Source organism: Phenylobacterium sp. (genome assembly GCF_013911965.1).
Lineage (GTDB): Bacteria > Pseudomonadota > Alphaproteobacteria > Caulobacterales > Caulobacteraceae > Phenylobacterium.
In genome coordinates, this window is sequence record NZ_JACESE010000005.1 from 55,981 (window position 1) to 81,474 (window position 25,494).

The window sequence follows — 25,494 nt, forward strand, 5'->3', positions numbered from 1 at the left end:
ACATCGGAGTTGAGGCACGGTCAAGCCGCTCCCCAGCCTGCCTTCAAGGTAAGCCGAGGGGATATAATCATGCGTCTCAAGTTGTCGCCGCGGGCGGCCATGCTGACCTCCATCAGCGCGCTCGCCGTATCCGTCGCCGTCCCGACCGTCGCATCGGCCCAGGCCGTCGAACTGGACGAACTCATCATCACCGCCACCCGGCGCAACAGCACCGTCCAGGATGCGCCGATCAACATCGCCGCCGTCGGCGCCTCGGAGATCGAGGAGCAGGGCCTTGGCGACCTGGCCGAGGTGGCCAGGTGGGTGCCCGGCGTCCACATCGTCGACCAGGGCTCGCGCGGGGACAACCGCATCATCGTCCGCGGCCTCAACGCCGACCCGCTGGGCTCGGCCGAGGGCGTCAACAACAACGGCGGCGGCACGGTCGCCACCTATGTCGGCGAAATCCCGCTCTATGTGGATCTGAAGACCAACGACCTGGAGCGGGTCGAGATCCTGCTCGGGCCGCAGGGCACGCTCTACGGCGCCGGCACGCTGGGCGGCGCGGTGCGCTACATCCCGGCCAAGCCGCGGTTCGACGCCCCGATGATGGAGGTCCGCAGCGATCTTTATCAGTATTCCGAGGCGAACGACCTTTCGACCGACTTCGGCGTCACCCTGAACGCGCCGATCACCGACAGCTTCGCCCTGCGCGCCTCCTTCGACCGGCTGCATGACACGGGCTTCATCGACTACGACTACCTCGTCCAGCAGATCGCCATCTCCGATCCGGACCCCGACTTCAGCGATCCCGCCGACGTCGCCGCGAACCTCTACCAGAACAAGGACGCCAACTACGAGCACGTGGCCTCCGGCCGCATCGCCGCGCGCTGGGCGCCGACGGACTGGCTGGACGGCACGCTGACCTACTACTTCCAGGACTCCGATTCCGGCGGCCGGCAGGTCAGTCATCGCCGCACCGAACTGCAGACCGGCGACTACGTCTCAGCCGAGCGTGTGCCCGAGCCCAACCACCGCCAGAACGAGCTGCTCGCGCTGGAGATCTCCGCCGACCTCGGCTTCGCCGAACTGACCTCGGCGACGGGCAAGTCGCGCTATGTGGAAAGGGGCCAGCGGGACCAGACCGACCTGCTGATCAGCCTGGAATACTCCTACGAGGCCTTCCCCACCTTCACCGCCTACACGCTGGAAGAGTCCGGCCAGCAGGTGCTGAGCCAGGAGCTGCGGCTCGTCTCCAAGCACGAGGGGCCGTTCAGCTGGATCCTCGGCGGCTTCTACTACGAGCTCGACTCCAACTCCTCGAGCAAGGAGTTCACCCCGGGCTACGCCGAATGGCTGGGGGGCGAGCGCCCCGACGCCCTGGAATACTACAACGTCGGCACGAGGAGCCTGAAGGAAGAGGCCATCTATGGCGAGCTGACCTATGAGGTGACGCCGGCCTGGCAGGTGACGGTCGGCGCCCGGCGCTACGGCTACGAGCTCGAAACCTTCCAGGCGGTCGACTTCCCGCTGCTCAACAGCGTCTTCTTCGGCGCCGCGCCGGACGCCATCACCCTGGACTTCGAACCGGGCGGCCAGGAGGACGACGGCTGGCTCTACAAGTTCAACACCTCCTACCAGTTCACCCCCGACATCCTGGGCTACTTCACGGTCAGCGAGGGCTACCGAATCGGCAATTCCAACGGCGTCGGCCCCTGTCCCGACCCGCTGCCTCCCAACCAGCTCGCCTGCGCCCTGCCCAACGAGCTGGCCTATCAGCCGGACAAGACCCTGAACTACGAGGTCGGACTGAAGACCCAGCTGTTCGACCGGCGGCTGACCCTGAACGGGGCGGTCTACTACATCGAGTGGAGCGATCCGCAGGTCTCCTCGGCGACCGAAAACGGCCTCATCCCGATCACCAAGAACGGGGCCGCGGCCGAGTCCAAGGGGGCGGAGGTCAACTTCATCGCCTCGGTCCTGCAGGACTGGACCGTCCGCGGCAGCTATTCCTACAACACCTCCGAACTGACCGAGGTGACCCCGAACCTGGTGCCGCGGTTCAACCCGCCCGGCTACCAGAGCACGATCACCTATGAGGACGGCGAGCCCGGCGACCGCCTGCCCGGCTCGCCCGAGCACCAGGGCAGCCTGTTCGTCGACTATTCCCGCGAGCTCGGCAACGGCATGGACTTCGGGTTCAACTACGGCGTCACCGCCGTCTCCGATGTCCTGACGCGCACGGGCGGCCGCGGCGAAAGCCTGACCCTGGAGGGCTACGCCGTCCACAACGTCGCGATCTCCCTCGGCGCCGAGGTGTGGACCGCCACCCTCTATGCGGAGAACCTGTTCAACGAATTCGCCGAGACCGGCGCCCGCGGCACCGCGCAGTACAACCAGCCCGTCTTCGACGGCGACGGCGACCGCGTCTATGTGCGGACTTTCTACACCTATGTCCTGCCGCCCCGCGCGGCCGGGATCCGCTTCACCCGCCGCTTCGGCGGCTGACGCCAGGGCGCCCCGGGCCGTCGCTTGACGGCGGGCCGGGGTCGGCGTCCCCTCCTGCGACCAGCGGCGCAGCTTCGCGCCGCAAAGGGGGAGACGCACGTGACCATCGAACTCGCCATGCTGGCCTGGACCCTCGTCCTGGCCTTCGTCCAGATCATCCTCTTCGACATCGCGCGGACGTCGCAGTACGGGCTGAAGTGGAACACCGGCCCGCGCGACGAGGCCATGCCGGAGCTGAGCGTGCGGGCCCAGCGCCTGCAGCGCGCCCAGGCCAACCTCTTCGAGACCCTGCCGCTGTTCATCGGCGCCGTCCTGATCGCCCACGTCACCGACCGGACCTCGGATCTGACCGCCATCGGCGCGCAGATCTACTTCTGGGCGCGCGTCGTCTATGTGCCGCTCTACGCCTTCGGAATCCGCCAGATCCGCTCGCTCGCCTGGCTGGTCAGCATCGTCGGCCTGGGCCTGGTGGCCGCGCCGATCCTCGTGCCCTGAGGACGGCAAGACGCAGGCGCGGGGAGCGTGCTAGGCAGGGCCTCCAAGAGGAGTTCGCGCATGCATCTGGCCCGCTTCCCCCGCGCCCATTTCGCCCACCTGCCCACGCCGCTGGAGGCCGCGCCGCGGCTGGGCGAGGCGCTCGGCGGGGTGAACCTGTTCGTCAAGCGCGACGACTGCACGGGCCTGGCCGGCGGCGGCAACAAGACGCGCAAGCTGGAGTTCCTGGTGGGCGAGGCGCTGGCCAGGGGCGCCGACACCCTGGTGACGCAAGGGGCGGTGCAGTCCAACCACGTCCGCCAGACGGCGGCGGCGGCGGCCCGCTTCGGCCTGGCGTGCGAGGTCATCCTGGAAACCCGCACGGGCTCCAAGGCGGAGGACTACAACGAGAACGGCAACGTCCTGCTCGACCGCCTGCTGGGCGCCGCCTTGCGCACCGTGCCGGGCGGCAGCGACATGAACGCCGCCCTCGAGGAAACCGCCCAGGCCGTCCGCGACCGCGGCGGCAAGCCCTATGTGATCCCCGGCGGCGGATCGAACGCGATCGGCGCGCTCGGCTATGCGGACTGCGCCCGCGAGCTCATGGTCCAGGCCGACGCCATGGGCCTGAAGATCGATCAGATCGTCACCGCCACCGGCAGCGCCGGCACCCAGGCGGGCCTCGTCGCCGGGCTGGCCGTGGTCGGCGCCGACGTGCCCGTGCTCGGGATCGGCGTGCGCGCGCCCAGGCCGACCCAGGAGGGGAACGTCTTCAAGCTCGCCCAGGAGACCGCCGCCCTGCTCGGCCATCCCGACCGCGTGGCGCGCGAGCAGGTGGTCGCCGACTGCGACTATGTCGGCGAAGGCTATGGCCTGGTCGATCAGGCCGTCATCGAGGCCCTGAAGCTGGCGGCCCGCACCGAGGGCCTGCTGCTCGATCCGGTCTATAGCGGCAAGGCGATGAAGGGGCTGATCGCCCTGGCCGCCCAGGGCCGCTTCGAATGCCGGACGGTGGTCTTCCTGCACACCGGCGGGGCCCAGGGCCTGTTCGGCTACCAGAGCGAACTGGAAGGGAAGCTGGCATGAGCCTGGTCCTCGGCGTGCTCGGCGGCATGGGTCCGGCCGCCACCCTGGACTTCCTGGCCAAGCTGCAGGCCTACACCCCGGCCGAGCGCGACCAGGACCACATCCGCGTCCTGGCCGACATCAACCCGCAGGTGCCCGACCGCAACACGCCCGGCGGCGCTGCTGGCCCGGTTCTGGCGGAGATGGCGGGAGGCCTCGCTGGCGCCGGGGCCCAGGTGCTGGCCATGCCCTGCAACACCGCCCACGCCCATGCCGACCTGATCATGGACGCCAGCGGCCTGCCGCTCATCGACATGATCGCGGTGGCGGCCCAGGCCGCAGCCGAGACCGGCGCGCACCGGGTGGGCGTGCTGGGCACCAAGGGCGCCTTGCGTCTCTATCGCGAATACCTGGCCGCCCAGGGGCTCGGCTTCGTCGGCCTGCCGGCCGAGCGGCAGGAGGCCTTCATGGCGCTTCTCTACCGGATCAAGGCGGGCGAGTTCGGCGCGGCCGCGCGCAACGAGATGCGCGCCCTTGCGGAGGACCTGATGGCGGCGGGAGCCGAGGCGCTGATCGCCGGCTGCACCGAGGCCCCGCTGGTGCTGTCGGCCGACGAGGTCCGCCTGCCCTTCATCGATGCGGGCGACCACCTGGCCCGCCGCTGCGTCGCCGTCTGCCTGGAGTACGAGCCGGCGCCCACCCTGCCGCTCTGACGGGCGGCCGCAGAGCGTCGCAGCCGGGAAGGCGCCGCAGGCCCGAGCCTTCGGCCTCAGCGATCGCGCTCGCCGACGATCTCCAGCACGCGCCGGTTGGAGGCGGCCAGCCGCTCGGGCGGAATGAGAGGCAGGCCATAGGGGCCGTAGGATTGGCCGTCCTCATCGGCCGTATAGGCCTCCGTCGTCGGCAGGTAGGGCGCCTCCCGCAGCACCCGGGCTTCCCGCGCCCGCCGCTCGGTCTGCGCCTGGGCGTCGCGGGCGTTCAGCTCGTTCTCCAGGGCGACCGCCCGCTGGCGGTCCATTTCCTGCTGCGCCTGCAGCACGCCCATCTGATGGTCGCGGTAGGCGTCGGTCTGGGCTGTCGCGCCTCCGGCGGACAGCAGGATGACGAGGGGGCTGGCGGCGAAAAGGGCGATGCGGATCACGGAGGGACTCCTTGCTTGTCCTGTCCAACGCCCAAGCCGCCTTGCGGCTCCGCAGGTCCTATTGCGGCACGGAGCGCCGGGTCACGGTGAAGCGGGCGAGCTGCTCGGCCGGCGCGCCCCAGCCGGGCGCCAGCTCCTGGGCCTTCTGGTAGTCGAAATAGGCCGAGCGGGCGTCCTCCAGGCCCTCATAGGCGAGGGCCCGGTTGTAGTAGGCCTTGGCGGGCTCCTCGACGCCCAGTTCGAGACCGCGATTGATCTCGCCGATGCTGGCCTCGTAGCGCTCCTGGCCGATATAGGCCGCGCCGCGGTTCACATAGCCCTCGCCCAGGTCCGGCTTCATGCGGATCGCCTGGTCGAAGTCCTCGATCGCCTTGCCGTACTCCGTGCGGCGCATGCGCAGGACGCCGCGGTTCACATAGGTGCCGGCGCGGTCGCGGGCGTTGAGGAACTCGGTCTCGATGGCCAGGTCGCACAGCTCCTCGTACTCGCGGTCGGATTCTCCGCCCACCGCCGCCTGGGAGCAGGCCTCCGCCAGGCCGCCGCCGATGACCGTGACGGCCGCCTGGGCGCCGGCGGCGAAGCCCAGCGCCACGGCGGCGGCGGCCGTGGCGAGGAGGAAGCGGGACTGGGGGACCATTGGCGGACTTCCCTTGACGATCGGCCGGCGGCCCTGCGCCGCGGCCTCGCGGGCAGAGTCTTCCGATACCCATGTTCCGTCAATGTTTCGGAGCGCGTCGAAGCTGCAATTTCTCGTTAGAATACAACCTCAGGCCGTCAGCTGAGCCGTTGTCGCCGTCGCACCGTCTCGCGGTAGAGGATGTAGAGCCCGCTGGCCGCCACCACGCCGGCGCCGATCAGCGTGTAGGGCCGCGGCAGCTCGTCCCAGACGAAGAAGGCGATCAGACTGGCCCAGACGAGCTGGGTGTAGTCGAAGGGCGCGACCACCGAGACTGGCGCCACGCGAATGGCTTCGGTCAGCAGCATCTGCCCGACGCCGCCCAGCAGGCCCATGACCACCAGCAGGGCGAAGGTCTGGGGGTCGGGCATGACCCAGCCGAAAGGCAGGCTGCAGAGCCCCGCCAGCGCGCCGGCCAGGGTGAAGTAGAAGACGATGCGCGGCCCCGGTTCGGTGGCGCTGATCTGGCGGATCGTAATCATGGCTCCCGCCGAGCCCACGGCGCCGACCAGGGCGAAGACGACGCCGATGGAGGCCATATGGGCGGGGTCGGGCCGGATCATGATCAGGACGCCGACGAAGCCCACCGCCACCGCCGCCCAGCGATGCCGCCCCACCGGCTCTTTCAGCAGGGGCGCCGACAGGGCCGTCATGAACAGGGGCGCGGAGAAGGAGAGCGCCGTGGCCTCGGTCAGCGGCAGGTGCGACACCGCCATGAAGCCGCCGATCATGCCGGTCAGCCCGATCAGCGCACGGGTCACGTGCGCGCCCGGACGGGTGGTGCGCAGCACGCCGAACCCGCTGGTCCGCTGGATGTAGATGGCCAGGGGCACGAAGGCGAAGGCGTTGCGGAAGAAGAGGACCTCGAAGAGCGGCACGCCCCGCTCCGAGGCCACCTTCACCAGGGCGAACAGGCCCGCCAGGCAGGCCATGGCCGCGACGCGCAGCATGATCCCCAGCCCGGCGCGGGCGGCGGGGCGGTCGAGGGTGACGGCGGGCGGCGGCGGCGAAGGGGAAGCGGTCACGACGCGGTGGCCTTGAGCCCTTCCGGCGGCAAGGTCAATCGCGCATGGGCCGCCGGCGCGCAATCAGTCGAAGACGATCCCGAGGCGGGCCATCGAGCCGTAGCTGCGCTGCACATCGGCCAGGTGGGCGGCCAGGGCCACGCGGGATCCTTCCCGGTCCAGGAAGTCGTGCGGGGCGATCACGCCGCCGCGGACGCGACGCACGACGCCGGAGCGGATCAGCCGGTGGACGTTCCGCCGCGTCGTCTCGAAGGGCAGGCCAAGATCGGTCGACACCGACAGGACCGGCACGGGCGCCAGGAGTCCGTCGGGCGGCGGGTTGTCGGCGCTGGAATGGCGCCGCGCCAGCTCCGGGTCGGCGAGCAGCGGCTCGACGTTGGCCTGCATGATCGCCAGAAGGATCAGGCCGCGGCCCAGGTCCCCCACCGTCTCCGCCAGTCGCTCGGCGTAGCGCAGCAGGTATTCGCCGGCGAACCGCGCGGCCAGCCGCTCGGGCGAGGTCGGCGCGACGAGGCCGGGAATGGGCGAGGCGCCGCCCGTCGGATCGAATTCCGGCGCCGCAGCCCGCAGGCTGGCGCGGAACTGCCGCGTGCTCAGGAGGGTCTCCTGCAGGGCCGCGAGGCTCTCCGGCGTCTGCAGCGCGCGGGCCGGCACATAGACGCCGCCGGCGGTCCGGGCGCACTGGTCCCGCGCCTCGAGCTCGGCCACGCGCCGGCGGGCGGTGTCGTAGGGAATCCGGAGCGAGGCGGCGAGAGCGCGCACGCTGATGGGACGACGGATCTCGTCGGGGGGCGGATTGTCCGGCGCGGCGTGGCGAAGGGCCAGCACCGGATCGCGTGCGATGTGGCGCAGGTTGGCTTCGATGATCGAAAGCACGAGGACCGCCGAAAGGGCGTCGCCGCTGCCGAAATAGCCCATCCGCCGAATGCCGCGGAGGAAGTGCGGGATCGAAAACAACATGACCAGGCGGGACACGTCGGTCCCGCTCGCTGCGGTCGCCTCGATCTCTTCCATTTCGCCTCATAGGCTCTCGCGGGGACTGGCCCCTCGTCGAAAGGTAGCATGGCCGCAACCACTCCGCGCCCCTCTACCGATGGCTGGCGCGATGGCCGGTGTCCGGCCCATACTGAGGCGGGGAAAAGCGCCGCTGGAAGCGGCCAAGCCGTTTGGGGGGAAGTCTTGGCCGACCACGCCTTTGGAACCGACGCCGCTGCGCCGGGTCGCCGGATCGTCGGCCTTGCGGCGGGCGCCGCCGCCTTCGCCGCCATTCTGCTGGCGCCGGATTTCGGCCCCAGTCCGCAGGTCAAGCCGGTCGCGGCCGTCACGGCGCTGATGGCGATCTGGTGGATGCTGGAGGCCGCCCCGCTGGCGGCCACGGCCCTTCTACCCCTCGTGCTCTTCCCGGCCCTGGGCGTCGCCGATGTGGGCGAGGCGGCCGCGCCCTACGCCGATCCCGTCATCTTCCTGTTCCTGGGCGGCTTCGTCCTGGGGGCCGCCATGGAGCGAAGCGGCCTCCACAAGCGGGTGGGCCTGGCCTGCGCCGCAGCGGCCGGCGCCACGCCGCGGCGCCTGGTGGCCGGCATGCTCGGCGCCACCGCCTTCCTGTCCATGTGGATCAGCAATTCGGCCACGGCGGTGATGATGGCCCCCGTGGCCATGGCGGTCCTGGCCCTGGCCGAGGCGCACGGCGGGCGGGACGATCCCGCCGCCCATCGCAACCTGGGCGTCGCCCTGCTGCTGTCGGTGGCCTATGGCGCCAGCATCGGCGGCCTGGCCACCCTGATCGGCACGCCGCCCAACGCCCTGCTGGCCGGCTACATGGCCCGCGAGCATGGGGTGGAGATCGGCTTCGCCCAATGGATGCTGGTCGGCGCGCCGGTGGCCCTGGTTCTGCTCGTGGCCGCCTGGTTCGTCCTCACCACGCTCTTCCCGTCCAGGCTCGCCCTCCCCGACGCCCGCGTCCTCTTCCGAGAGGAGCGGACGCGCCTGGGCCGCATGTCCGGCGCCGAGCGGCGGGTGGCGGCGGTCTTCGCCCTGGCCGCGGCGGCCTGGATCACCCGCCCGCTCCTCTCCCCCTACGCCCCGTGGCTCAGCGACACCGGCATCGCCATCGCCGCGGCGGTGCTGATGGCGATCCTGCCGGCCGCCGGCCTGCGCAGCGAACGGCTGGTCACAGAGACCGAACTCAAGCGCCTGCCCTGGGAAGTGCTCACCCTCTTCGGCGGCGGGCTCAGCCTGGCCGCCGCCATCTCCGGCAGCGGCCTTGCGGCCTGGCTGGGCGAGCTTCTGGGCGCGCTCGGCGGGCTGCCGGCGGCGGCCATGATCGTGGCCGTGACGCTGGCCATGATCTTCCTCACCGAACTCACCAGCAACACCGCCTCGGCGGCCACCTTCCTGCCCATCGGCGGGGCGCTCGCCCTGGCCATGGGCGTCGACCCCATCTTCCTGGCCATCCCCCTGGCCCTGGCCGCCTCCTGCGCCTTCATGCTGCCCGTGGCGACCCCGCCCAACGCCATCGTCTATGGCGGCGGTCTGATCACGGTCGGCCAGATGAGCCGGGCGGGCCTGTGGCTCAACCTCATCGGCGTCGCGGTGATCTCGGCGGCCGCGCTCGTCATCGCGCCGGTGGTGTTCGGGCGCTGAAGGTCAGTCGACATACCTCCAGCTCTCCGCGCCGTCGAAGCGGCGGATTCGCAGGCCTTCGGCGGCCGCCGGATCGGCCATGGCATCGGCCGCGCACCATCGAACTCGCCTTCGGCGCCGCGCGAGCATAGCTCCGCGCGCGGCATGTCGTCAGCCCCGGCTGCGTCCGGGGGCCGGCGGCGGCCGTAGCCTCTACGGAACTCCCGCGCCTCATGCGGGATTAACCGGGCTCTGGCGGGGCGAGCCGAAACCGGACCTTGAGCGAACGTGCCACGCGCTGACACCTCCCTTCGCGGCCTGGGCGCCGGCTTCGCCGCCCTCTGCGCCCTTCTGCTTTCCGCCTGCTCGGGCGAGACCCGCGAGATCCATCTGCGTCCGCCGGATGGCTGGCGCGACGCAGTCCGGGCCGAGAGCCGCGCCGCCGCCGCCCGGGCGCGACAGGCGTCGGAGACGCTGCTGCGCCGCTCGCCCGCGGCCGTCGCCCCGCCGCTGGCCGCCGGCATCCGCTTTTCCCGCAGCCAGGCCCTGCGGAGCGATGTCCGCCGCCTCCCGCCCGAGGTCCGCAAGGCGCTGGAGCCCTATTTCGAGCCTCAGCTCCTCGACACCACCCGCTGGTCCCTGGCCGGACAGGACCTGGGGGTCGGCACCCTGCTGGCCCGCTGGTACTATGAAGAGGGCGCCGTCACCCTGCGCGACGTCATCGTCTTCTCCGACGACGAGGTGGCCCGCAACGTCTGGCTCTGGGCCCACGAACTGGCCCATGTGGAGCAGTACAGGCGCTACGGGATCGACGGCTTCGCCCGGCGCTACGCGACCGACTGGCGTGCGCTCGAGGCCGAGGCCAACGCCCGCGCCTTCGCCATCACCGCCGACATACGCGCCCGCCGCCAGGCCCGCCCCCGGCCCATGGCCGCGGTCGTCGGTGAGGTGGAGGACATGCTCGACCCGCTGATGGGCGAGGCGGCGGACGAGGAGGCCAGCCCCGACGTTCGGCGCACAGAGCCTGGCGGGGCGGGCGCCTAGGGCCGAGGGTCCGGCCGGCGCGAACCCGAGACGACGCCGGTCACATCATGGCTGAGCGCGACCGGTTCGGCTGCGCTCGCGGCTGGCCGGGGGAGCCTGGCCGTCCATCTCGTTCGGAAGCGACAGGATGGTGCCCCAGGCCGGACTCGAACCAGCACGCCCTCACGGACAGCAGATTTTGAGTCCGGCGCACCTGAACCATATATCTGATCTTCTTAGCATTTTCCACCCGTGGCCGTAAGCTGTGTAACGCAGTGTGCAAGTCCAGCCACCCCACAGGGTGAGCTGCCGTGGTCCTTGGGGGCCGAAGGGGTACGTCAGCAGCAGAATCGCGGACAGCCAGAGCAAAGGGGGCGTCAGCTTCGCACCAACGCCGGCATGGTCGCAGCATTCCGGACGCGCCTATCACTGGGCCGCAGCAGCCCGGCGCTACCCGCGCCTCCACGTGGTACGCCTGGTTCAGTAGAGACTTGAACCTGCACCGCGGCAACTCCATGTTCCTGTTTTGGACCAGGGGGGCACCTCATGGGAAATCGAGAAGCGTCCGGCAAAGCCGCGGCAAGCGCCGCCGGCAAAGTTCTGCGTGATCCAAAGGCGTCCGCCGCCGCGAAGAGCGCAGCGGCCTCCACCCTTACGCAGCGCGCCAGCCAGCTCGAGGAGACAAGCCGGGCCGCCGCGAGCGCCGCCGGCAAGGTGTTGAGCAATCCGAGCGCCTCAGCGGCACAGAAGCGGGCTGCGGCATCGGCTCTGACGCAGCGGCGCAATCGGGGCCGCTGACCTCCGTCTGGCCATCGCCACGAAGTCGAGCGGCGACGCTCGTGCGAAGGCACCATCCAACGTCTGGCGATCAGGACTCACGCTAAGGTCGAGGCATGGAAGAAAAGCTCGTCGAGACCTTTATGGAAGCCCGCGTCGCCGAGACCGGACGCGATCGCGCCTATTGGCTCTCCAGAAGTTGGGTCGACCAGCACCGGCGCGGCGCGGTCGCCGCGGCGCCGATCGTAGTGTTGCCCTGGGAGGACGCCGAGGGCGACAAGATTCATTATCCGACCGCCGCGCCGGAGTTCGTGCAAATGCTGCGCGAGGCTTTCGGTCCCGACCTGACGATCGCCATCCCGACCCGTCCGGAGGACTACGCCGAGCTGGTGCTGCATTCGCGTGAATGGCGGCTCCCCAAGCTATTGATCGGCTTTGTCCTGGTCCCGCTGCTGGTCAATCTCCTCTCGGACAAAGTGGCAGAGCTCCTGCCCGGCTTCGAGGTGGGCGACACCATAGAGATGGATTTGATCGTCGAGGGAGAGAACCACCGGTGCTTGTCGGTGACCTACAAGGGACCTCCCGACGCCATTCCTGAGGTCGTGCTCAAGCAGATCGAGCGATGCGGCCACTATCTGACCGAAGCAAAAGGGGCGGCACGCAAGTGACGGCCATCGACGAGATGGCCGAGAGTCTGACCGCGCGCGCGGCAGCGCCGCATGGGCTGGCATGGCAAGCGCTCGCCGATCAGGTCCTCGCGATGGAGATCGATGACGCGCCGACAGACGAGGCCAAGAACCGCCTGTGGTTTCTTCGCCAGTACGTCGCAATGGTAAGGGCCTATGTGGCGGCCTTCGAGGAAATGCGCGATCGGCGCTATTATCCCGCGTGGTGCCAACTGGAGCAGGTAGAGATCGGGCTAAAGGCGCTCCTTACCAACCGCTTCTACGATCCGTCGCGGTTCGACGTCCCTGGTCTCGTGAGCCGTATTGCCGCCTGGCAGGAGCTCTTTCCCTACGGGGTCTTTATCAGTCCGGGGATGCGGGTGCGGCGCGCGACCTGCTCAATCTGCGGCGCGGCGAACACCATCGACATCCACTGCGGGCATCGACCGGGCCGTGTGTACGCTGGCCGCTTCTGCGCACGTCGATTGGAAGAGGTGGAGCTGCGGGAGGTCTCCGTCGTCCTCAAGCCAGTGCAAAAGTACTCGGTGCTGTTTGCCGACGTGGACAATCCCGATCGCTACACGCTCGTCGGCAGCGTCGTGGAGATGGTTGGCGAGCCTTTTGCGCATTGGCGCGCCCATTGGACTTTCGCGTACCATCCCCACAGGCTTTTCGCTCATGTTCCGCCCAGCGGCCCCTGTCCCTGCGGCGGCGGCGGGCTCTACGAGACCTGTTGCGCGCCCCGCCCCGGCGTCCGGCGGCCGCACCTTGATATTGAGCTAGAGCGTCCGCCGCCGGCTGACTGGCGCGGAGCTCGTTTGCACGGCTATTCCGAGGAGCAGCTGGCGCGCCTTGAGAACGCCGGGGCCTCCTTGCCGTGAACGGTCAGGTCTGAACGCATGCTGCCGGACCTCACGCGCTATGACCGCTGGAAGTTAATCACGGCCAAGAATGTCAGGCTGAAACGCCTATGGCCGTGGGGCCTTTCCATTCAGCGCATCTTGGCGCCCAAGGAGCGGGGGCCCGCGCCAGTGCGGCAGCTCGTTGTGGCTTCCGATTTCGGCGGCGAGCACAAGTCTGCGACCCACATCCTCTATGTCTACCTCGTCGTCGCCACGGGCCTCGAAGACTGGACGACGCGCATGGCCGCCCTTCGTCATGAGACGCTTGGCGACCGAACGATGGCCTATAAGAAGCTTGGCGACGGAGTGCGCCAGGCCGCCCTCCCGGCCTTCTTGAGCGCGGCTGCCGACCTCGATGGGCACCTCGTAGCCATCGCCGTGGACAAGCGCCAGAAATGGCTATCGACCCAGCCTGGCATGGCCGACGAGCTACGCCGGGTGTTCCAGCTGCAATGCTCCTGGAATCCGCGGGCCTTGGAGGCCCTCATGCGCAAGGCGCACTTCCTTGCGCTGCTGCTGTCCGTCTGGGCGCCTGCTGGAGCGCACGTGACCTGGCTTACGGATCAGGACGAATTTGTCGCCAACGATAAGCGGCATGACGACGCCCTGCTCGCCGCAGGTCGATTGTCATCGATGTACCTCGATCAACCGATGGGCATCTTCGCCCTCAACACCACGGCTCAGGACTCCGCGCGTCGGCACTTCGAGGATTTGTGCAGCGTCGCCGACCTCATGGCCGGGCTGCTCTCCGACGCTCGCGCTGGTCTGCCCTCGGAGGCGAATTGGGCGGTCGAGGAGCGGCGGGTTGTGGGGCCCGATCTGCCGCTCAAGGCCCAAGTGCTGTTGGATTGGTTCGCTGATCGCGGCATGCGCCTGCGAAAGACCCTGATTTCGATCGATTACCTCGGAGCACAGTCGATGGTCCGCGAACTCTGGACCGAATCTGACTTGATCCCGGAGCCGCCTAAGGAGGGCCGCGCCCTGTCGGTCTAGCCCGAGCGCGCCTTGTGCGGCAGCCTGCCCAACTCCGAAGCTCCCTCGCGCAAGCATGCGTAGGGTTCGCCTAGCCCTGAGCGACACGCTTGGAGGTCAGCTCACGAAGAAGAGGAAGAGCGAGAGGAAGAGGAAGAAAACGATGAAGATCATCATCGTGGGCGTGAACTTGGGACGATGCGGCCTAAGCGGGCTCGCAAGGTCAGACTTGCATGGCCAGGACTGTTACGAAACCTAGGACTTTGCGAACATTATCCGAGGATTTATAACATCTCCATGGAACCGAGAGGCCACCGTCAACGCGCCATCGAAGTCGCCCGCGCGCAAGGGATCGCCCGGGGATCGGACTTCGATGCAGCCGGCGTGCCGCGCATGTATCTCAAACGCCTCACCGAAGACGGCGTGCTGATGCAAGTGGGACGTGGACTCTATCGCCTGGCCGACTCCCCCTCGGACGCGGCCTCCAGCCTGGCCGAGGCCGTGCGGATCCAGCCCCGCGGCGTGATCGGCCTGCTCTCGGCCCTGCAGTTCCACGACCTTACGACCCAGACGCCCCATGCGGTCTGGATGCTGCTCGGCCCCAAGGACTGGGCGCCCACCAGCGCGCCGGTGCAGATCCGGGTGATCCGCGCCAGCGGCCGCGCGCTCAGCGAGGGCGTCGAGCGCCACGAGATCGACCAGGTGCCGGTGCCGATCACCTCGCCCGCGAAGACGGTCGTCGACTGCTTCAAGTACCGCAACAAGATCGGTCTCGATGTGGCCGTGGAGGCGCTGCGCGACCTCGTGCGGCGCGCCGATCGCAAGCCGCCCATCGCCGAGCTCTGGCGCTTCGCCGAGATCGATCGCGTCCAGACCGTGATGCGCCCCTACCTCGAGGCGCTGACGTGAACGACAAGCCCAAGGACATGGCCGTCTCCGCGCGCGCCCGCCTGACCAACCGGGCCCGCGAGCGCAAGGAGAACGCCCAGCTGCTGATGACCCGCTACGTCATCGAGCGGCTCCTGTGGCGCCTCAGCGTCTCGCCCTACCGGCAGCTCTTCGTGCTGAAGGGCGCCATGCTCTTCAGCCTCTGGGCGCCCACGCCCTACCGGGCCACCGGCGACCTGGACCTCCTGGGCTTCGGCAACAACGACCCCGACCAGGTCGCCGGCCTCTTCCGGGAAGTCATGGCCATCGCGGCGGACGACGGGATCGTCTTCAAGCCGGACACCGTGGTCGCGGCGGCCGCGCGCGCCGAGGACGAGTACGCCGGGGTTCGCCTCGACTTCCAGGCCGAGCTCGCGGGCGCGCGACTACCGATCCATGTGGACATCGGCTTCGGCGACGCGATCACCCCGGGCGCCCAGGACATCGAGTATCCGTCCCTGCTCGACCTGCCGCCGCCGAAGCTTCGCGCCTACCCGCCGGAGACGGTGGTGGCCGAGAAGTTCCAGGCCATGACGGCGCTTGGCATGGTCAATTCGCGGATGAAGGACTTCTTCGATCTGTGGGCCATCGCCAACACCTTCGCCTTCGAAGGCACGGTTCTGGCCGACGCCATCGCCGCCACCTTCGCGCGCCGCGAGACGCCGCTGCCCACGGAGCCGCCCCTGGCGCTGACGGCGGCCTTCGCGGACGCCAAGCAGGCCCAGTGGACGGCGTTCCTGAAGCGGACCGAAATCTCGCTCGCGCCCGAGCCCTTTCCGGAGATTCAGGCCCAAATCGTTGAACTCGTGATGCCGCCGACGCTCAGCGCCTCCAAGGGTGAGCCGTTCGGGGCCCACTGGCCCGCCGGCGGCGGTTGGACAACGTGAAGTGCCGGCCGGCCGACCAGCGCAACGGTTGGTAAAGTATCGTTAGCCATAGTCGCCTGGCGCGCGAGCGCGCGGGGCTCCGCCGCAGGCGCTCCCCGACGCCGAGTAAGGACACCGCATGGCGGAAACGCAGATCGAATGGACCGACGCCACCTGGAACCCAGTGGCTGGCTGCTCCATCATCACGGCCGGCTGCACCAACTGCTACGCCATGGAGATGGCGCGCCGGCTCGAAGCCATGGGCGCCCCGAAGTACCAGGGCCTGACGCGTCGCAGTGGCGGCCGTACGATCTGGAACGGCGTGGTGCGGGAAGATGCGGCCGCGCTGGAGATTCCCTACACCTGGAAGAAGCCGCGTAAGATCTTCGTCAATTCAATGAGCGACCTCTTCCACGAGGCGGTCAGCGACGACTTCATCCTGTCGGTCTGGCGCGTGATGCGCGATACGCCGCACCACAACTACCAGATCCTCACGAAGCGGCCGGAGCGGATGGCGGAGGTCGTCGCGCGTCGCGTTCCCGATGTCTTGCCCAACGTCTGGCTCGGGACGAGCGTCGAGGACGCCCCGGCGCGGGGACGCATCGATCACCTTCGGCGCGCGCCGGCCGCCATCCGCTTCATCTCGTTCGAGCCGCTGATCGGCGCGGTGGGCGAGCTCGATCTGACCGGAATCCACTGGGCGATTGTCGGCGGCGAAAGCGGCCGCGCGGCCCGTCCGATCCGCGAGGCGTGGATTGACGAAATCTACGAACAGTGCGGCGACTATGGTACAGCTTTCTTCTTCAAGCAGTGGGGAACTTGGGGGAAGGACAACAAGCGGCGCTCGAAGAAGGCCAATGGCCGCGAGTACCGGGGGCGGACCTGGAACGAGATGCCGGTCACCGCGGACCTTTGAGCGCATAGACGCGGCGCGGCGGCGCCGGGAGCGATAGGTGGTCACCAAGGCTTATGCGTGGGCGGACGGCGCGCCGCTCGACGATCACACCGAGCGGAAGCACAAGATCCTGCGGGAGTATTTCTTCCGTTACATCACGGTGCGCTGTCAGATCCCGCTGCAGACTAAGTTCCGGCTTGCGGTCGTGGACGGCTTCTCGGGCGCGGGGCGGTATCGGTGCGGCAGCCCCGGCTCCCCGATCATCTTCATCGAGGAGCTGCAGCGCGCGCTCGAGGCCGTGAACCTACAGCGCGCCGTGCAGGGGCTCGGTCCGGTCGAGATCGAGTGCCTGCTGATCTTCAACGACGCGAAGCGGGACGTCACCGAACTGCTTAAGGCGCACTGCGCGCCCGTCGTGGCCGCCGCCAAGGAGACCTGCCCGAAGCTGCACTTGCAGGTCGGCTACATGTCCGAGGATTTCGAGGCGGCCTATCCGGCCATCCGGGATCTCGTCGCCGAAGGCCGCTACCGAAACGTCCTGTTCAACCTTGACCAGTGCGGTCATTCCGCCGTCGAGCGGGGAACGCTGGTCAACATCATGCGAGCCACGCCGTCGGCCGAGATCTTCTACACCTTCGCCATCGAGTCGCTGCTGGCCTTCCTGAGTCGGACCGATCCGGCGCTGCTGGAAACACAGGTGCGGCCGCTGGGGCTCTCCGCGGCGGACTTCCAGGGCTTCTCGGGGCCGGTCAGCAACCACGTCTGGTTGGGCGCGGCCGAACGGGTGGTTTTCGAGACGTTCAAGGGCTGTGCGCCGTTCGTGAGCCCGTTCTCGATCCACAATCCCGAGGGTTGGCGCTACTGGCTCGTTCACTTCGCCAACAACTACCGGGCGCGGCAGGTCTACAACGACGTGCTGCACGCCAATAGCAGCGAGCAGGCGCATTTCGGCCGCTCCGGCCTGAACATGCTGGCGTACGACCCGGCGCGCGACGGCGCGCTCTATCTCTTCGACACCGGCGGCCGCGGCGGCGCCAGGACCGAACTCCTGGCGGACATCCCACGCCTCGTGGCGGGTGCCGGCGACGTGATGAACGTCGGGGAGTTCTACGAGTCGATCTACAATGCGACCCCGGCGCATACCGACGACATCCACGCGGCTATGATCGAGAGCGACGAGCTTGAGATCATCACACCCACCGGCGGCGAGCGGCGCAAGCCGAACACGATCACCATCGGCGACACGCTGCGCCTGAAGAATCAGCGCACCTTCTTCCCCCTCTTCATCAAATCGGAAGGGCCGTCGGGCGACCACTGAACGACGGCAGCCAGCCTGAACACCCTCGCGCATCATCTGGCCCATCCCGAGATCACGATCGAGGCCCATACCAAGGCCCGCCAGATCGAACTGGCCCAAGCCCTGCCGCCGACCCGGGTCTATCTCGACACCAAGTTCTGGCTCATTGCGCGGGACGTCGTCCGGGGCGTCCGGACCGAGGCCGTCGATGTCGCGTTCGTCGACCGCCTGGCCGCACGGGTCGCCGCGCGCGAGGTGTTCTGCCCGATCAGCGAGACGGTGTTCCTCGAACTGATGAAGCAGTCCGACCGCACGTCGCGCCGCGCGACGGCGGAGTTGGTCGATGCGTGGAGCGCCCGCGCCACCTTGATCCCGGCCCAGACGCGCATCGCGACCGAGATCGCCCACTTCTTCCACGCCGTGCGCTATCCGGGCCACGTGCATCCGCTGGACGACCTGGTCTGGTCAAAGCTCAGCTACGTGATGGGGTTCGTGCATCCGTCGAAGACGCCTTTCGACGCCGCGACCGAACTTGCCCTGCAGAAGGCGTTTCTGGATCACATGTGGGACCGGCCGCTGGTCGAAATCGTCGACCACCTGGCCGGCGTGGACGCCGACGCCTTCGACATCGACCACGTCGCGCTGGCCCAAACCCTGAACGACGGCGTGGCGGCGCATGCGCACACCATCGACGGCTTCTCGGCGGCCTATGAGGAAGAGGTGCGCGGCGTCGTCGATCTGCTGGGCGACGTGGCGCTCGACGTCATGGCCGGCATGGCCGCGAAGGAAGGGATCGCCGGGCCGCTGCCGGCCGACCGGCCGGGCCAGGTTAACATGCTCAAGAACCTGCTGGTGGCCATGCTGAAGGCCCCCGAACCTCGGCGCACCCTCCGGACGGCGCATGTGCTGGCGACGCTGCATGCCGCCGTGCGCGCCAACAAGGGCCGGAAGTTCAAGCCCAACGACCTGCCGGATTTCGATCACGCGGCCGCCGCCGTGGGCTATTGCGACGCCTTCTTCACCGATCACAAGCTCTGCAAGCTGCTCACGCTTCCGCCGGTTGGGCTCGACACCGCCTTCGTTTGTCGGGTGATGTCGGATGTCGGCGATGCGGTCGACTGGCTAGGCGTCCTGCCGCACGCCGACCGCACGCCCAAGGACAGCGCGGCCAGGGCCTGACGTCAGCCCTCGATCGCGGAGCCGGCGAGTGCGGAGGCGTCGAGCTCCACGAGGTTTTCCGGGTTGATCACCACGTGCAGGCCGTGCCGCGCGGCGAGGTCCTCGGCGTAGTCCTGCAGGTCCGCCACCGCCGGGCGCACGTCGAGCGGATCGAAGCTCGTCGACCGATACTCCTCAGTGTGGTCCGCGGCGGCCTTGAGCGTCACATTGAGCGCGTAGCTGACCGACGCTCCGGCCAGGCTGGCCGTGTTGATGTAGATGGCGTTCACGGGCTCGGCCGGCTCGCCGATGTCGCGTCTGTCGAAGGCGAACCAGGCGGTGGGGGCGTCGCTGGAGAGGTCGGCCGCCAGGGCCACGCCGCGCGCCTCCCATAGGTCCTGCAGCGAAAAGGCGCCGCCGGGCGGTACGCCGGCCAAGGCCAAGAGCCGCTCCCAGGCTTCCAGGGCGCGGCTCCAGGCCGGGAGCTGCTGGAGATAGGGACCGTCTAGCCTTGAGCTCATCGGCAGGGTGACGGCCGCCGCTACGGACATCGACGGCGTCAGGACGATCACGCCGTCGCCGCGCGCCAGATAGCCAAGGCCGCGGAGCAACTGGATCCAGGCGCGCAAGGTCCGAGGCGTCGAGTCGAAGCTGGCCGTCGTGTTGAAGGTGGCGGCGCCGGCGCTCAGCTTCAGCGTGAAATCGGGATGGCGGATGAGCAGCCAGGTTCCTTCGCCCGCCGACGCCGGCAAGCCGGCGAGCATCTCCGTGTCGAACACTGCGGCCGGCGACAAGCCCGCCCCTCGAATGGACACCGTGCAGCGGCCGACGCTCGGCGGTTCGATGCGCAACTCCTCGAGACCGTCCAGCACCGCGCCCACATAAGGCAGCCGAATGCCGAACCGCGTGTCGAAGGCCCGTAGCTGCTCCGGCTTGAGCGGCCGAAGACCGAGGACGACGTCACTGAGGTGATCGGCGCTTTCGACCCAGAACAGCGCTTCGGCCTCAAGGCCGCCGTCTTCGTAGCCAAGCTCTTCGAGCTGGCGCTGCTTTTCGATCCCGTAGGCCGCCCGGTCCTCCCCGCAGGCGCGCCGCAACGCCTCGGCGAGGCCTTCGGGCGACGGGGCGAACCGCACGCCGAATTTGGCAGGGTCGAAGGTCAGGGTGAGATTGTTTAGGTCGAATCGACCTTGAGCGTGGGCGGTCCGCAGCCGATGCAGGACCCGTTCAAGGGCGGGGCCCAGCAGGTGGATGAGGTAGCCGGTGCGTGCTTCGCCGTCGGGGGTCAGGCGAAGCACGACGACGAAGGAGGGACGAGGGTCCTTGGCCAATCGCTCAACGGCTGAGAGGCTCAGCTTCACCGGGCCGCCTCGCGCCGTGGATTTCAGCTGCGCGAGGCAGGCGGTCGGCAATCGCGCGTCGAGGGCGCCGGTGTCGGGGCCCGACATCGGGAACTCGACGACAAAGTCCCAGCCCGTTCGGTCCCGGTTGCTCTTGTTGCAAGTCAGGCCGGCGCGGACGCACAGATGGGCGAAGAGGGTCTCGCCGGCTTCGCCCAGCTCATCCGATGTCAGTTCCTGCGACATGCCCCAAGCTAGCTGGCCGCAGGGTCGACCGCCTAGGCCCTCGGCGAACGCGGCGCGCCATGGCGCGCCGCGGTCGAGTAGCTGAAGGACTTGTTCAATGTCCCTCCCGGCCATAAATGCCAGTGGCCGTCTGCCTAGCCGTGCTCAGCGACCCCGATCCAATCCCCGCTCGCGCCCGACCGACCGGGCCAGTTCGTCAGCCAGCCCGCGCTGCGGTCCGCTCCGGTCGATGCCAAGTTCGCTCCGCCGACGCGCCAGCGCCTGCCGCAGCTCAGGATCCCGATGCAGCTGCGTCGCGAGGCGATGGAAGTCGCGCTCGACAGCCCGGCGAGCGAAAATGTCGCCACCGGCCTTTGCCGATCGGCTCTTTGCGTCAGTCCAATCGGCGATGAACCGGTCGGCGCGCCGCGTGATCGGATCCGTGCCGCTGACGCCGCGACGCGCCGCGAAGCCGTCGCTGTAGTCGAGCGTGGTGTCCTTGGGCCGTTCGCGGCTGAGCGTCGCCGCCAGCTCCGAGCGGCTGCGGAAGTCTTCACGTGCATAGTGCAGCGTCGCCTCGGAGCGATGCCGCGTCATCCCGACGTAGGTGGCGTGTCGATCGAGGCCGCTCGTCGCCAACAGGTGCGTCCGGTCGACGGTGACGCCCTGGCTCTTGTGGATGGTGGCGGCGTAGCCGTGATCGACGTGGGCGTATTCATGCGTCGAGAAGGCGACCTGGCGTGCGCCCGGCCCGTCGAGACGCACCGAAATCGTGCTGCCCTCCACGCGCTCGACCACGCCGAGGGAGCCGTTCTTCACGCCAAGGGAGCGCTCGTTGCGCAGGAACATGATCCGGTCGCCAGCGGCGAACGCCCGCTCGCCGCGCTCTGTTTGCACGACCTGGTCTTCGCCGAGGCGGCCGCTGTCCCTGAGCCGCTGCCGCGCGAGACCGTTCAGTTCGGCGACGTCGGTCCGGGTGTGCGCCAGCATGATCTGTCGGTCCGCTGGGTTGGCGAGCCGCGCCTCATTCCACTGCTCGACGAGGCCGGCGCGCGCATCAGCTCGCGTGGCGTGCTCGACCACCGACCCTTGCGCCGCGTAGCGATCAAGCGCCTGCGAGGTCCGGCCCGTGGCGAACTCCCGCGTCGCCTGCCGCTGCCAATCAGCAGTCTGCCGGCGGACCTCCGTGATCTCCGCGGCGCCATGCCGTTCGGCCAGTGCGCGGAAGGCCGCGCCGGCCTCAATAGCCTGCAACTGCTCGACGTCGCCGACCAGGACGACCTTGGCGCCCGCCTGCTCCGCATGCCCGAGCACGCGCTCCATCTGCCGGGAACCCACCATGCCGGCTTCGTCGATCACCAGCACGTCGTTCGGGCCCAGCCGGTCCCGGTCGTTCGCCCAGCTGTGTTCGAGGCTGGCAAGCGTTCGCGACCTGATGCCGGAGCTGCCTTCCAGGCTCTCGGCCGCGATGCCAGAGAGCGCCGCGCCGCGGACGTTCAGGCCGTCGGCTTCCCACGCCTCGCGCGCCGCGCCGAGCATGGCGCTCTTGCCGGAGCCGGCGTAGCCGACGACCAGCGAGAGATCGCCGCCGCCGGTGACATGCGCCAAGGCCTCGGACTGCTCCCGCCCGAGGGTGGCGGCGCGCCCGCCATCTTCTTGCGGGCGGACCGCAAGATCCTTGCGGGTGGCGAGCCGTTCGGCGGCGTCTTCCAGCCGCTGTTCGACAGCTAGCATCTCCCGCGTGGTGAAACGCTCGCGACCCCCGCCGTCCTTGCCGAGGGCCACTATCTCCGGCGACGTCCGCATCGCCGAAAGCGCGCGCTGGAACTGCTCGGCGTCATCCGTGTGCCGGTGCGCGAAGCGCATCAGGTCGTGGTCGGTGAAGGTGCTCTGCTGGCGGGTGATGGCGTTCAGCCCGACCGACGGGTTCGCCGCCAGGACCTCGCCGTTGCGACGCGCGATCTCGCGATGCTCGGCGAGCCGCTCCGCCGCCTCGCCGCGGTCCCCACGGCCGGACGCGGCGGCGCCGATCTTGTTCTGCGGCTCGAGGTCGATCCCCTGGTCCTTCAGGCTGCGGTGATCGATGGCGGCGTCAATGTCGAGTTCGGCGAGGCGCGCATTCACATGCTCGGCCCAGGCCTCGCGCCAGTGCGAGAGCAGCTCGGTGCGGTTCCAGTCCCGCGCCTTCTGCCCAAACCCGTCGCCTTCCACCTGGCGCATCGAGAGCATGACGTGGGCGTGCGGCTTGGGCGTGCCGTCCTCCGCCATGTCCCAATGCACATTGAGGTCGGCGACCATGCCGCGATCGACGAACTCGCGCTGCACGAAGTCACGCGCCAGGCGCACGCCTTCGGCCTGATTCATCTCGCGGGGAATGGCGAACTCGACCTCGCGGGCGAGCTGCGCATCCTTGCGCGCTTCGCCGGCCTCGACCGCGTTCCAGAGCGTTTCGCGATCGCGCCACTGCTCCGGTGCGCCGTCCGGCAGCATGACCTCGGAATGGACGACGCCGGCCTTGTTGCTGAAGTCGTGCGGGCGGGCGAGCCGCTCGTCGTTCAGGCGCGACGCCGAACGGTACGCAGCGGCGGCCACCGCGCTGGAGCCGTTGGCGCGGCTGATCACCTTCGCCGAGAAGTGATAGATCGCCATGACGGCGTCACTCCGCAGCCGACGTCGGTCACGACGTATAAGCGCGCACTCAGACCTGCGGCCGTTCGTGACTGGCGGGGCATTGCAGCATCGCCCACTTGGCGGACGAACTCAACCTGAGCTAGCATGTTGTCGGGGGCGCATCCGCTTGAAGGAGCGTACCTGCATGCGCAAACCTCGCGACATCGACGCCGAACTGAAGGCTCTGGCTGACAAGGCGAAGGGCCTGAAGGCGCGGAAGATCACCCAGCTCGGCGAGCTCGTCGCCGCCACCGGCGCCGACAGCCTCGACATCGACTCCTTGGCCGGCGTCCTGCTCAGCGCCGTCGAAGAGAAAGACGCGTCCGCGAAGGAGGCGTGGCGCCGCAAGGGCGCGGCCTTCTTTCAACGCGCACGCCGGAGCGGCGCGTCGCGCAACGGATCTGAGGAACACGCTCGGGGCGCTCCGTAGCAACGCCGCCGCCGTTCGGCGGGCGGAAGCCTACCGGGCGCGCACAGACACGCGGAGCTGGGTCGTGGAAAGACGCGAACGCACCCATCGGCTGATCGAACTCGGCGGCCTGGTCCAGAAGTCAGGCCTGGCCGATGCCGTGGACGACGACCGGGCGACACTCTACGGCGCTCTGTTGGCGCTCGCTGAGACGCTGTCTCCGGCCGACCGCCAGGCCACGCTAGCGCTCTGGCGCCGTCGTGGGCAGCGGGCCTTCGAGGCCGAGCAGGACGCGAAGAAGGCGGCGGCCGACGCACCGGCGGTGTCGCCGTGATCGGCCGCTACATTCTCTGCGTCGTCTTCGTCATCTGGGGCTTGGTCCTCGGCCAGATTGCGGGCGGCCTCGCGGGCTGGTTCATCGACGAGGTGATGGGGGCCGGCGACATCTGGCGGCGCGTGTCGATCTTCTGCGGCAGTCTCCTCGGCGGCGTCATCGCCTTCGGCAACTGGCGCCTCCGCTACGAACGTGTGAACGACACCGTGCACGGCTCGGCGCAGTTCGCGTCGGACAAGCGCGTCCGCCAGACCCTGCGGCGCGACCGCGGCCTCATCGTTGGCCGCGAAAACCGGCGCGGCGGCGGGCTCCTACGCCACGATGCGCCGGGGCATCTGCTCACCATCGCGCCCACCCGGTCGGGCAAGGGCGTGGGCGCGATCATCCCCAATCTGCTGGCCTGCGATCGCTCTGTCTTCTGCCTCGACCCGAAGGGCGAGAACACTGGCGTCACCTACGACCGGCGCCGCCAGTTCGGTCCCGTCCATGTGCTCGACCCGTTCGGGGTCACGGGCATGCCACAGGCCCGCTACAATCCGATGGACGTTCTCGATCCCGATAACCCGGACCTCGCCGAAGACGCCGCCGTTCTGGCAGACGCGCTCGTCTACGATCCGCCGGCGCATCTCGGCGAAGCGCACTGGAACGAAGAGGCCAAGGCGCTGATCGCCGGCTTGATGCTGCACGTGGCCTGCAGCCGCCCGAAGCCGGAGCGCACGCTGGCGACCGTTCGCGACCTGTTAAGCGGCAGCCCCGACGAGTTCGACGCGACGCTGGCCGAAATGCAGAAGAGCACGAGCGCTGGCGGCCTCGTCCGCCGCGCCGCCAACCGCCACCTGTCAAAGAGCGACCGCGAGGCGGCGGGCGTGCTCTCGTCGGCGCAGCGGCACACCCACTTCCTCGACAGCGCCCGGCTGAACGCCGCCATGGCGGGCAGCGACTTCCGCTTCTCAGACCTGAAAACCTCCTGGTGCACCGTGTTCCTGGTGCTGCCGCCGGACCGCATCGACACCTACGCCCGGTGGCTCCGGCTGCTGGTGGCGCAGGGCCTGCGCGAACTGGCGCGCACGCCGGCCGAGGAAGGACCGCCGGTGCTCTTCCTGCTGGACGAGTTCGCCACGCTCGGACGGCTCGAGCCCATCGAGCGCGCGTTCGGCCTGATGGCCGGCTATGGCGTCCAGCTCTGGCCGATCCTGCAGGACATGCATCAGCTGTGGGGCGCCTATGGCGAGCGCGCCGGCACCTTCCTCTCCAACGCCAGTCTGCTGCAGGTCTTCAACGTCGCCGACTACGACACCGCCGAGTGGATCTCGAAGTCGCTGGGCGCCACCACCGTGGCGTATGAGACGTCCGGCACATCCGTCTCGCGCGCCCCAAACCAGTTCTTCAGCACCCATGGGTCGTCGACCAGCACGCACCTGGCCCGCCGCGAGCTGATGACCCCCGACGAGGTGATGCGCCTGCATCCGTCGCTGGAAATCCTGCTGCGGCCCGGCGAGGCGCCGGTCGTGGCGCAGAAGGTCCGCTACTACGCCGACCCGGAG

22 protein-coding genes and 1 pseudogene are annotated in these 25,494 nt (G+C 69.1%); 17 read left to right on the forward strand and 6 right to left on the reverse strand.

Going from position 1 to position 25,494, the window contains the following annotated elements:
• The first annotated feature begins 69 nt into the window (after positions 1-69).
• From H2041_RS06610 to H2041_RS06625, 4 genes are all read left to right on the forward strand, one after another.
• On the forward strand, positions 70-2,487 hold the full coding sequence (locus tag H2041_RS06610; protein ID WP_293410844.1) for a TonB-dependent receptor: 2,418 nt from the start codon (positions 70-72) through the stop codon (positions 2,485-2,487).
• Between the two features lie 99 nt (positions 2,488-2,586).
• Entirely contained in the window at positions 2,587-2,982 is a 396-nt protein-coding gene (locus tag H2041_RS06615; RefSeq protein WP_293410846.1) for an MAPEG family protein, read from the forward strand.
• Positions 2,983-3,042: 60 nt separating this feature from the next.
• On the forward strand, positions 3,043-4,047 hold the full coding sequence (locus tag H2041_RS06620; protein WP_293410848.1) for a D-cysteine desulfhydrase: 1,005 nt from the start codon (positions 3,043-3,045) through the stop codon (positions 4,045-4,047).
• Positions 4,044-4,739, forward strand: a complete 696-nt coding sequence (locus H2041_RS06625; protein WP_293410850.1) for an amino acid racemase — start codon at positions 4,044-4,046, stop codon at positions 4,737-4,739. The genes H2041_RS06620 and H2041_RS06625 overlap by 4 nt, the downstream gene beginning before the upstream one ends.
• Positions 4,740-4,795: 56 nt before the next feature.
• On the opposite strand, the gene H2041_RS06630 is transcribed toward H2041_RS06625, so the two are convergent.
• The 4 genes from H2041_RS06630 to H2041_RS06645 form a co-directional block, all read right to left on the reverse strand.
• Complete coding sequence (locus tag H2041_RS06630; RefSeq protein ID WP_293410852.1) at positions 4,796-5,167, reverse strand: hypothetical protein; 372 nt, start codon at positions 5,165-5,167, stop codon at positions 4,796-4,798.
• Between the two features lie 58 nt (positions 5,168-5,225).
• The gene (locus tag H2041_RS06635; RefSeq protein WP_293410854.1) at positions 5,226-5,804 is read right to left on the reverse strand and encodes a hypothetical protein; all 579 of its coding nucleotides are present in this window, start codon (positions 5,802-5,804) and stop codon (positions 5,226-5,228) included.
• 137 nt (positions 5,805-5,941) lie between these two features.
• A complete protein-coding gene (locus H2041_RS06640; protein ID WP_293410856.1) occupies positions 5,942-6,868 on the reverse strand; it encodes a DMT family transporter in 927 nt (308 codons plus the stop codon).
• 63 nt (positions 6,869-6,931) lie between these two features.
• Positions 6,932-7,882 (reverse strand): hypothetical protein, encoded by a 951-nt coding sequence (locus tag H2041_RS06645; protein WP_293410858.1) that lies wholly within the window; start codon positions 7,880-7,882, stop codon positions 6,932-6,934.
• A 165-nt stretch (positions 7,883-8,047) separates the two neighbouring features.
• On the opposite strand from H2041_RS06645, the gene H2041_RS06650 reads away from it, so the two are divergent.
• The 10 genes from H2041_RS06650 (at position 8,048) to H2041_RS06695 (ending at position 18,993) form a co-directional block, all read left to right on the forward strand.
• Positions 8,048-9,511 carry a DASS family sodium-coupled anion symporter gene (locus H2041_RS06650; RefSeq protein ID WP_293410860.1) on the forward strand — a complete coding sequence of 488 codons (1,464 nt, stop codon included), beginning with the start codon at positions 8,048-8,050 and terminating at the stop codon, positions 9,509-9,511.
• Positions 9,512-9,778: 267 nt separating this feature from the next.
• Positions 9,779-10,534, forward strand: a complete 756-nt coding sequence (locus H2041_RS06655) for a DUF4157 domain-containing protein (protein WP_293410862.1) — start codon at positions 9,779-9,781, stop codon at positions 10,532-10,534.
• An 872-nt stretch (positions 10,535-11,406) separates the two neighbouring features.
• On the forward strand, positions 11,407-11,958 hold the full coding sequence (locus H2041_RS06660; RefSeq protein WP_257835801.1) for a hypothetical protein: 552 nt from the start codon (positions 11,407-11,409) through the stop codon (positions 11,956-11,958).
• On the forward strand, positions 11,955-12,836 hold the full coding sequence (locus H2041_RS06665; protein WP_257835802.1) for a hypothetical protein: 882 nt from the start codon (positions 11,955-11,957) through the stop codon (positions 12,834-12,836). Before H2041_RS06660 ends, H2041_RS06665 begins: the two co-directional genes overlap by 4 nt.
• Positions 12,837-12,854: 18 nt before the next feature.
• Entirely contained in the window at positions 12,855-13,850 is a 996-nt protein-coding gene (locus tag H2041_RS06670) for a hypothetical protein (protein WP_257835803.1), read from the forward strand.
• A gap of 276 nt (positions 13,851-14,126) precedes the next feature.
• Positions 14,127-14,738 (forward strand): type IV toxin-antitoxin system AbiEi family antitoxin domain-containing protein, encoded by a 612-nt coding sequence (locus H2041_RS06675; RefSeq protein WP_293383846.1) that lies wholly within the window; start codon positions 14,127-14,129, stop codon positions 14,736-14,738.
• The gene (locus H2041_RS06680) at positions 14,735-15,643 is read left to right on the forward strand and encodes a nucleotidyl transferase AbiEii/AbiGii toxin family protein (protein ID WP_257835805.1); all 909 of its coding nucleotides are present in this window, start codon (positions 14,735-14,737) and stop codon (positions 15,641-15,643) included. The genes H2041_RS06675 and H2041_RS06680 overlap by 4 nt, the downstream gene beginning before the upstream one ends.
• 118 nt (positions 15,644-15,761) lie before the next feature.
• The gene (locus H2041_RS06685) at positions 15,762-16,538 is read left to right on the forward strand and encodes a DUF5131 family protein (protein WP_257835806.1); all 777 of its coding nucleotides are present in this window, start codon (positions 15,762-15,764) and stop codon (positions 16,536-16,538) included.
• Positions 16,539-16,575: 37 nt separating this feature from the next.
• Entirely contained in the window at positions 16,576-17,835 is a 1,260-nt protein-coding gene (locus tag H2041_RS06690; RefSeq protein WP_257835807.1) for a three-Cys-motif partner protein TcmP, read from the forward strand.
• Between the two features lie 234 nt (positions 17,836-18,069).
• Positions 18,070-18,993: a hypothetical protein gene (locus H2041_RS06695; protein WP_293383843.1), complete on the forward strand. Its 924-nt coding sequence runs from the start codon at positions 18,070-18,072 to the stop codon at positions 18,991-18,993.
• Positions 18,994-18,995: 2 nt separating this feature from the next.
• Here H2041_RS06695 and H2041_RS06700 read toward each other — a convergent pair whose 3' ends face one another.
• Together H2041_RS06700 and traA are read right to left on the reverse strand one after the other, a co-directional pair.
• On the reverse strand, positions 18,996-20,558 hold the full coding sequence (locus H2041_RS06700) for a hypothetical protein (protein WP_293383840.1): 1,563 nt from the start codon (positions 20,556-20,558) through the stop codon (positions 18,996-18,998).
• 144 nt (positions 20,559-20,702) lie between these two features.
• Positions 20,703-23,186, reverse strand: a complete 2,484-nt coding sequence (gene traA / locus H2041_RS06705) for a Ti-type conjugative transfer relaxase TraA (protein WP_257835813.1) — start codon at positions 23,184-23,186, stop codon at positions 20,703-20,705.
• Positions 23,187-23,352: 166 nt separating this feature from the next.
• On the opposite strand from traA, the gene H2041_RS06710 reads away from it, so the two are divergent.
• The 3 genes and pseudogenes from H2041_RS06710 to H2041_RS06720 form a co-directional block, all read left to right on the forward strand.
• Complete coding sequence (locus H2041_RS06710; RefSeq protein WP_293383837.1) at positions 23,353-23,637, forward strand: conjugal transfer protein TraD; 285 nt, start codon at positions 23,353-23,355, stop codon at positions 23,635-23,637.
• A gap of 64 nt (positions 23,638-23,701) precedes the next feature.
• The gene (locus H2041_RS06715; RefSeq protein WP_257835815.1) at positions 23,702-23,950 is read left to right on the forward strand and encodes a conjugal transfer protein TraD; all 249 of its coding nucleotides are present in this window, start codon (positions 23,702-23,704) and stop codon (positions 23,948-23,950) included.
• A gap of 95 nt (positions 23,951-24,045) precedes the next feature.
• Positions 24,046-25,491 (forward strand): annotated as a pseudogene (locus H2041_RS06720) (type IV secretory system conjugative DNA transfer family protein); the annotation flags it as partial.
• Positions 25,492-25,494 lie beyond the last annotated feature (3 nt).

Coding starts and splice junctions, on each gene's coding strand:
- H2041_RS06610 (WP_293410844.1), top strand. CDS start 70: ATGCGTCTCAAGTTGTCGCCGCGGGCGGCCATGCTGACCTCCATCAGC.
- H2041_RS06620 (WP_293410848.1), top strand. CDS start 3,043: ATGCATCTGGCCCGCTTCCCCCGCGCCCATTTCGCCCACCTGCCCACG.
- H2041_RS06625 (WP_293410850.1), top strand. CDS start 4,044: ATGAGCCTGGTCCTCGGCGTGCTCGGCGGCATGGGTCCGGCCGCCACC.
- H2041_RS06635 (WP_293410854.1), bottom strand. CDS start 5,804: ATGGTCCCCCAGTCCCGCTTCCTCCTCGCCACGGCCGCCGCCGCCGTG.
- H2041_RS06645 (WP_293410858.1), bottom strand. CDS start 7,882: ATGGAAGAGATCGAGGCGACCGCAGCGAGCGGGACCGACGTGTCCCGC.
- H2041_RS06660 (WP_257835801.1), top strand. CDS start 11,407: ATGGAAGAAAAGCTCGTCGAGACCTTTATGGAAGCCCGCGTCGCCGAG.
- H2041_RS06670 (WP_257835803.1), top strand. CDS start 12,855: ATGCTGCCGGACCTCACGCGCTATGACCGCTGGAAGTTAATCACGGCC.
- H2041_RS06675 (WP_293383846.1), top strand. CDS start 14,127: ATGGAACCGAGAGGCCACCGTCAACGCGCCATCGAAGTCGCCCGCGCG.
- H2041_RS06685 (WP_257835806.1), top strand. CDS start 15,762: ATGGCGGAAACGCAGATCGAATGGACCGACGCCACCTGGAACCCAGTG.
- H2041_RS06700 (WP_293383840.1), bottom strand. CDS start 20,558: ATGTCGCAGGAACTGACATCGGATGAGCTGGGCGAAGCCGGCGAGACC.
- traA (WP_257835813.1), bottom strand. CDS start 23,186: ATGGCGATCTATCACTTCTCGGCGAAGGTGATCAGCCGCGCCAACGGC.
- H2041_RS06710 (WP_293383837.1), top strand. CDS start 23,353: ATGCGCAAACCTCGCGACATCGACGCCGAACTGAAGGCTCTGGCTGAC.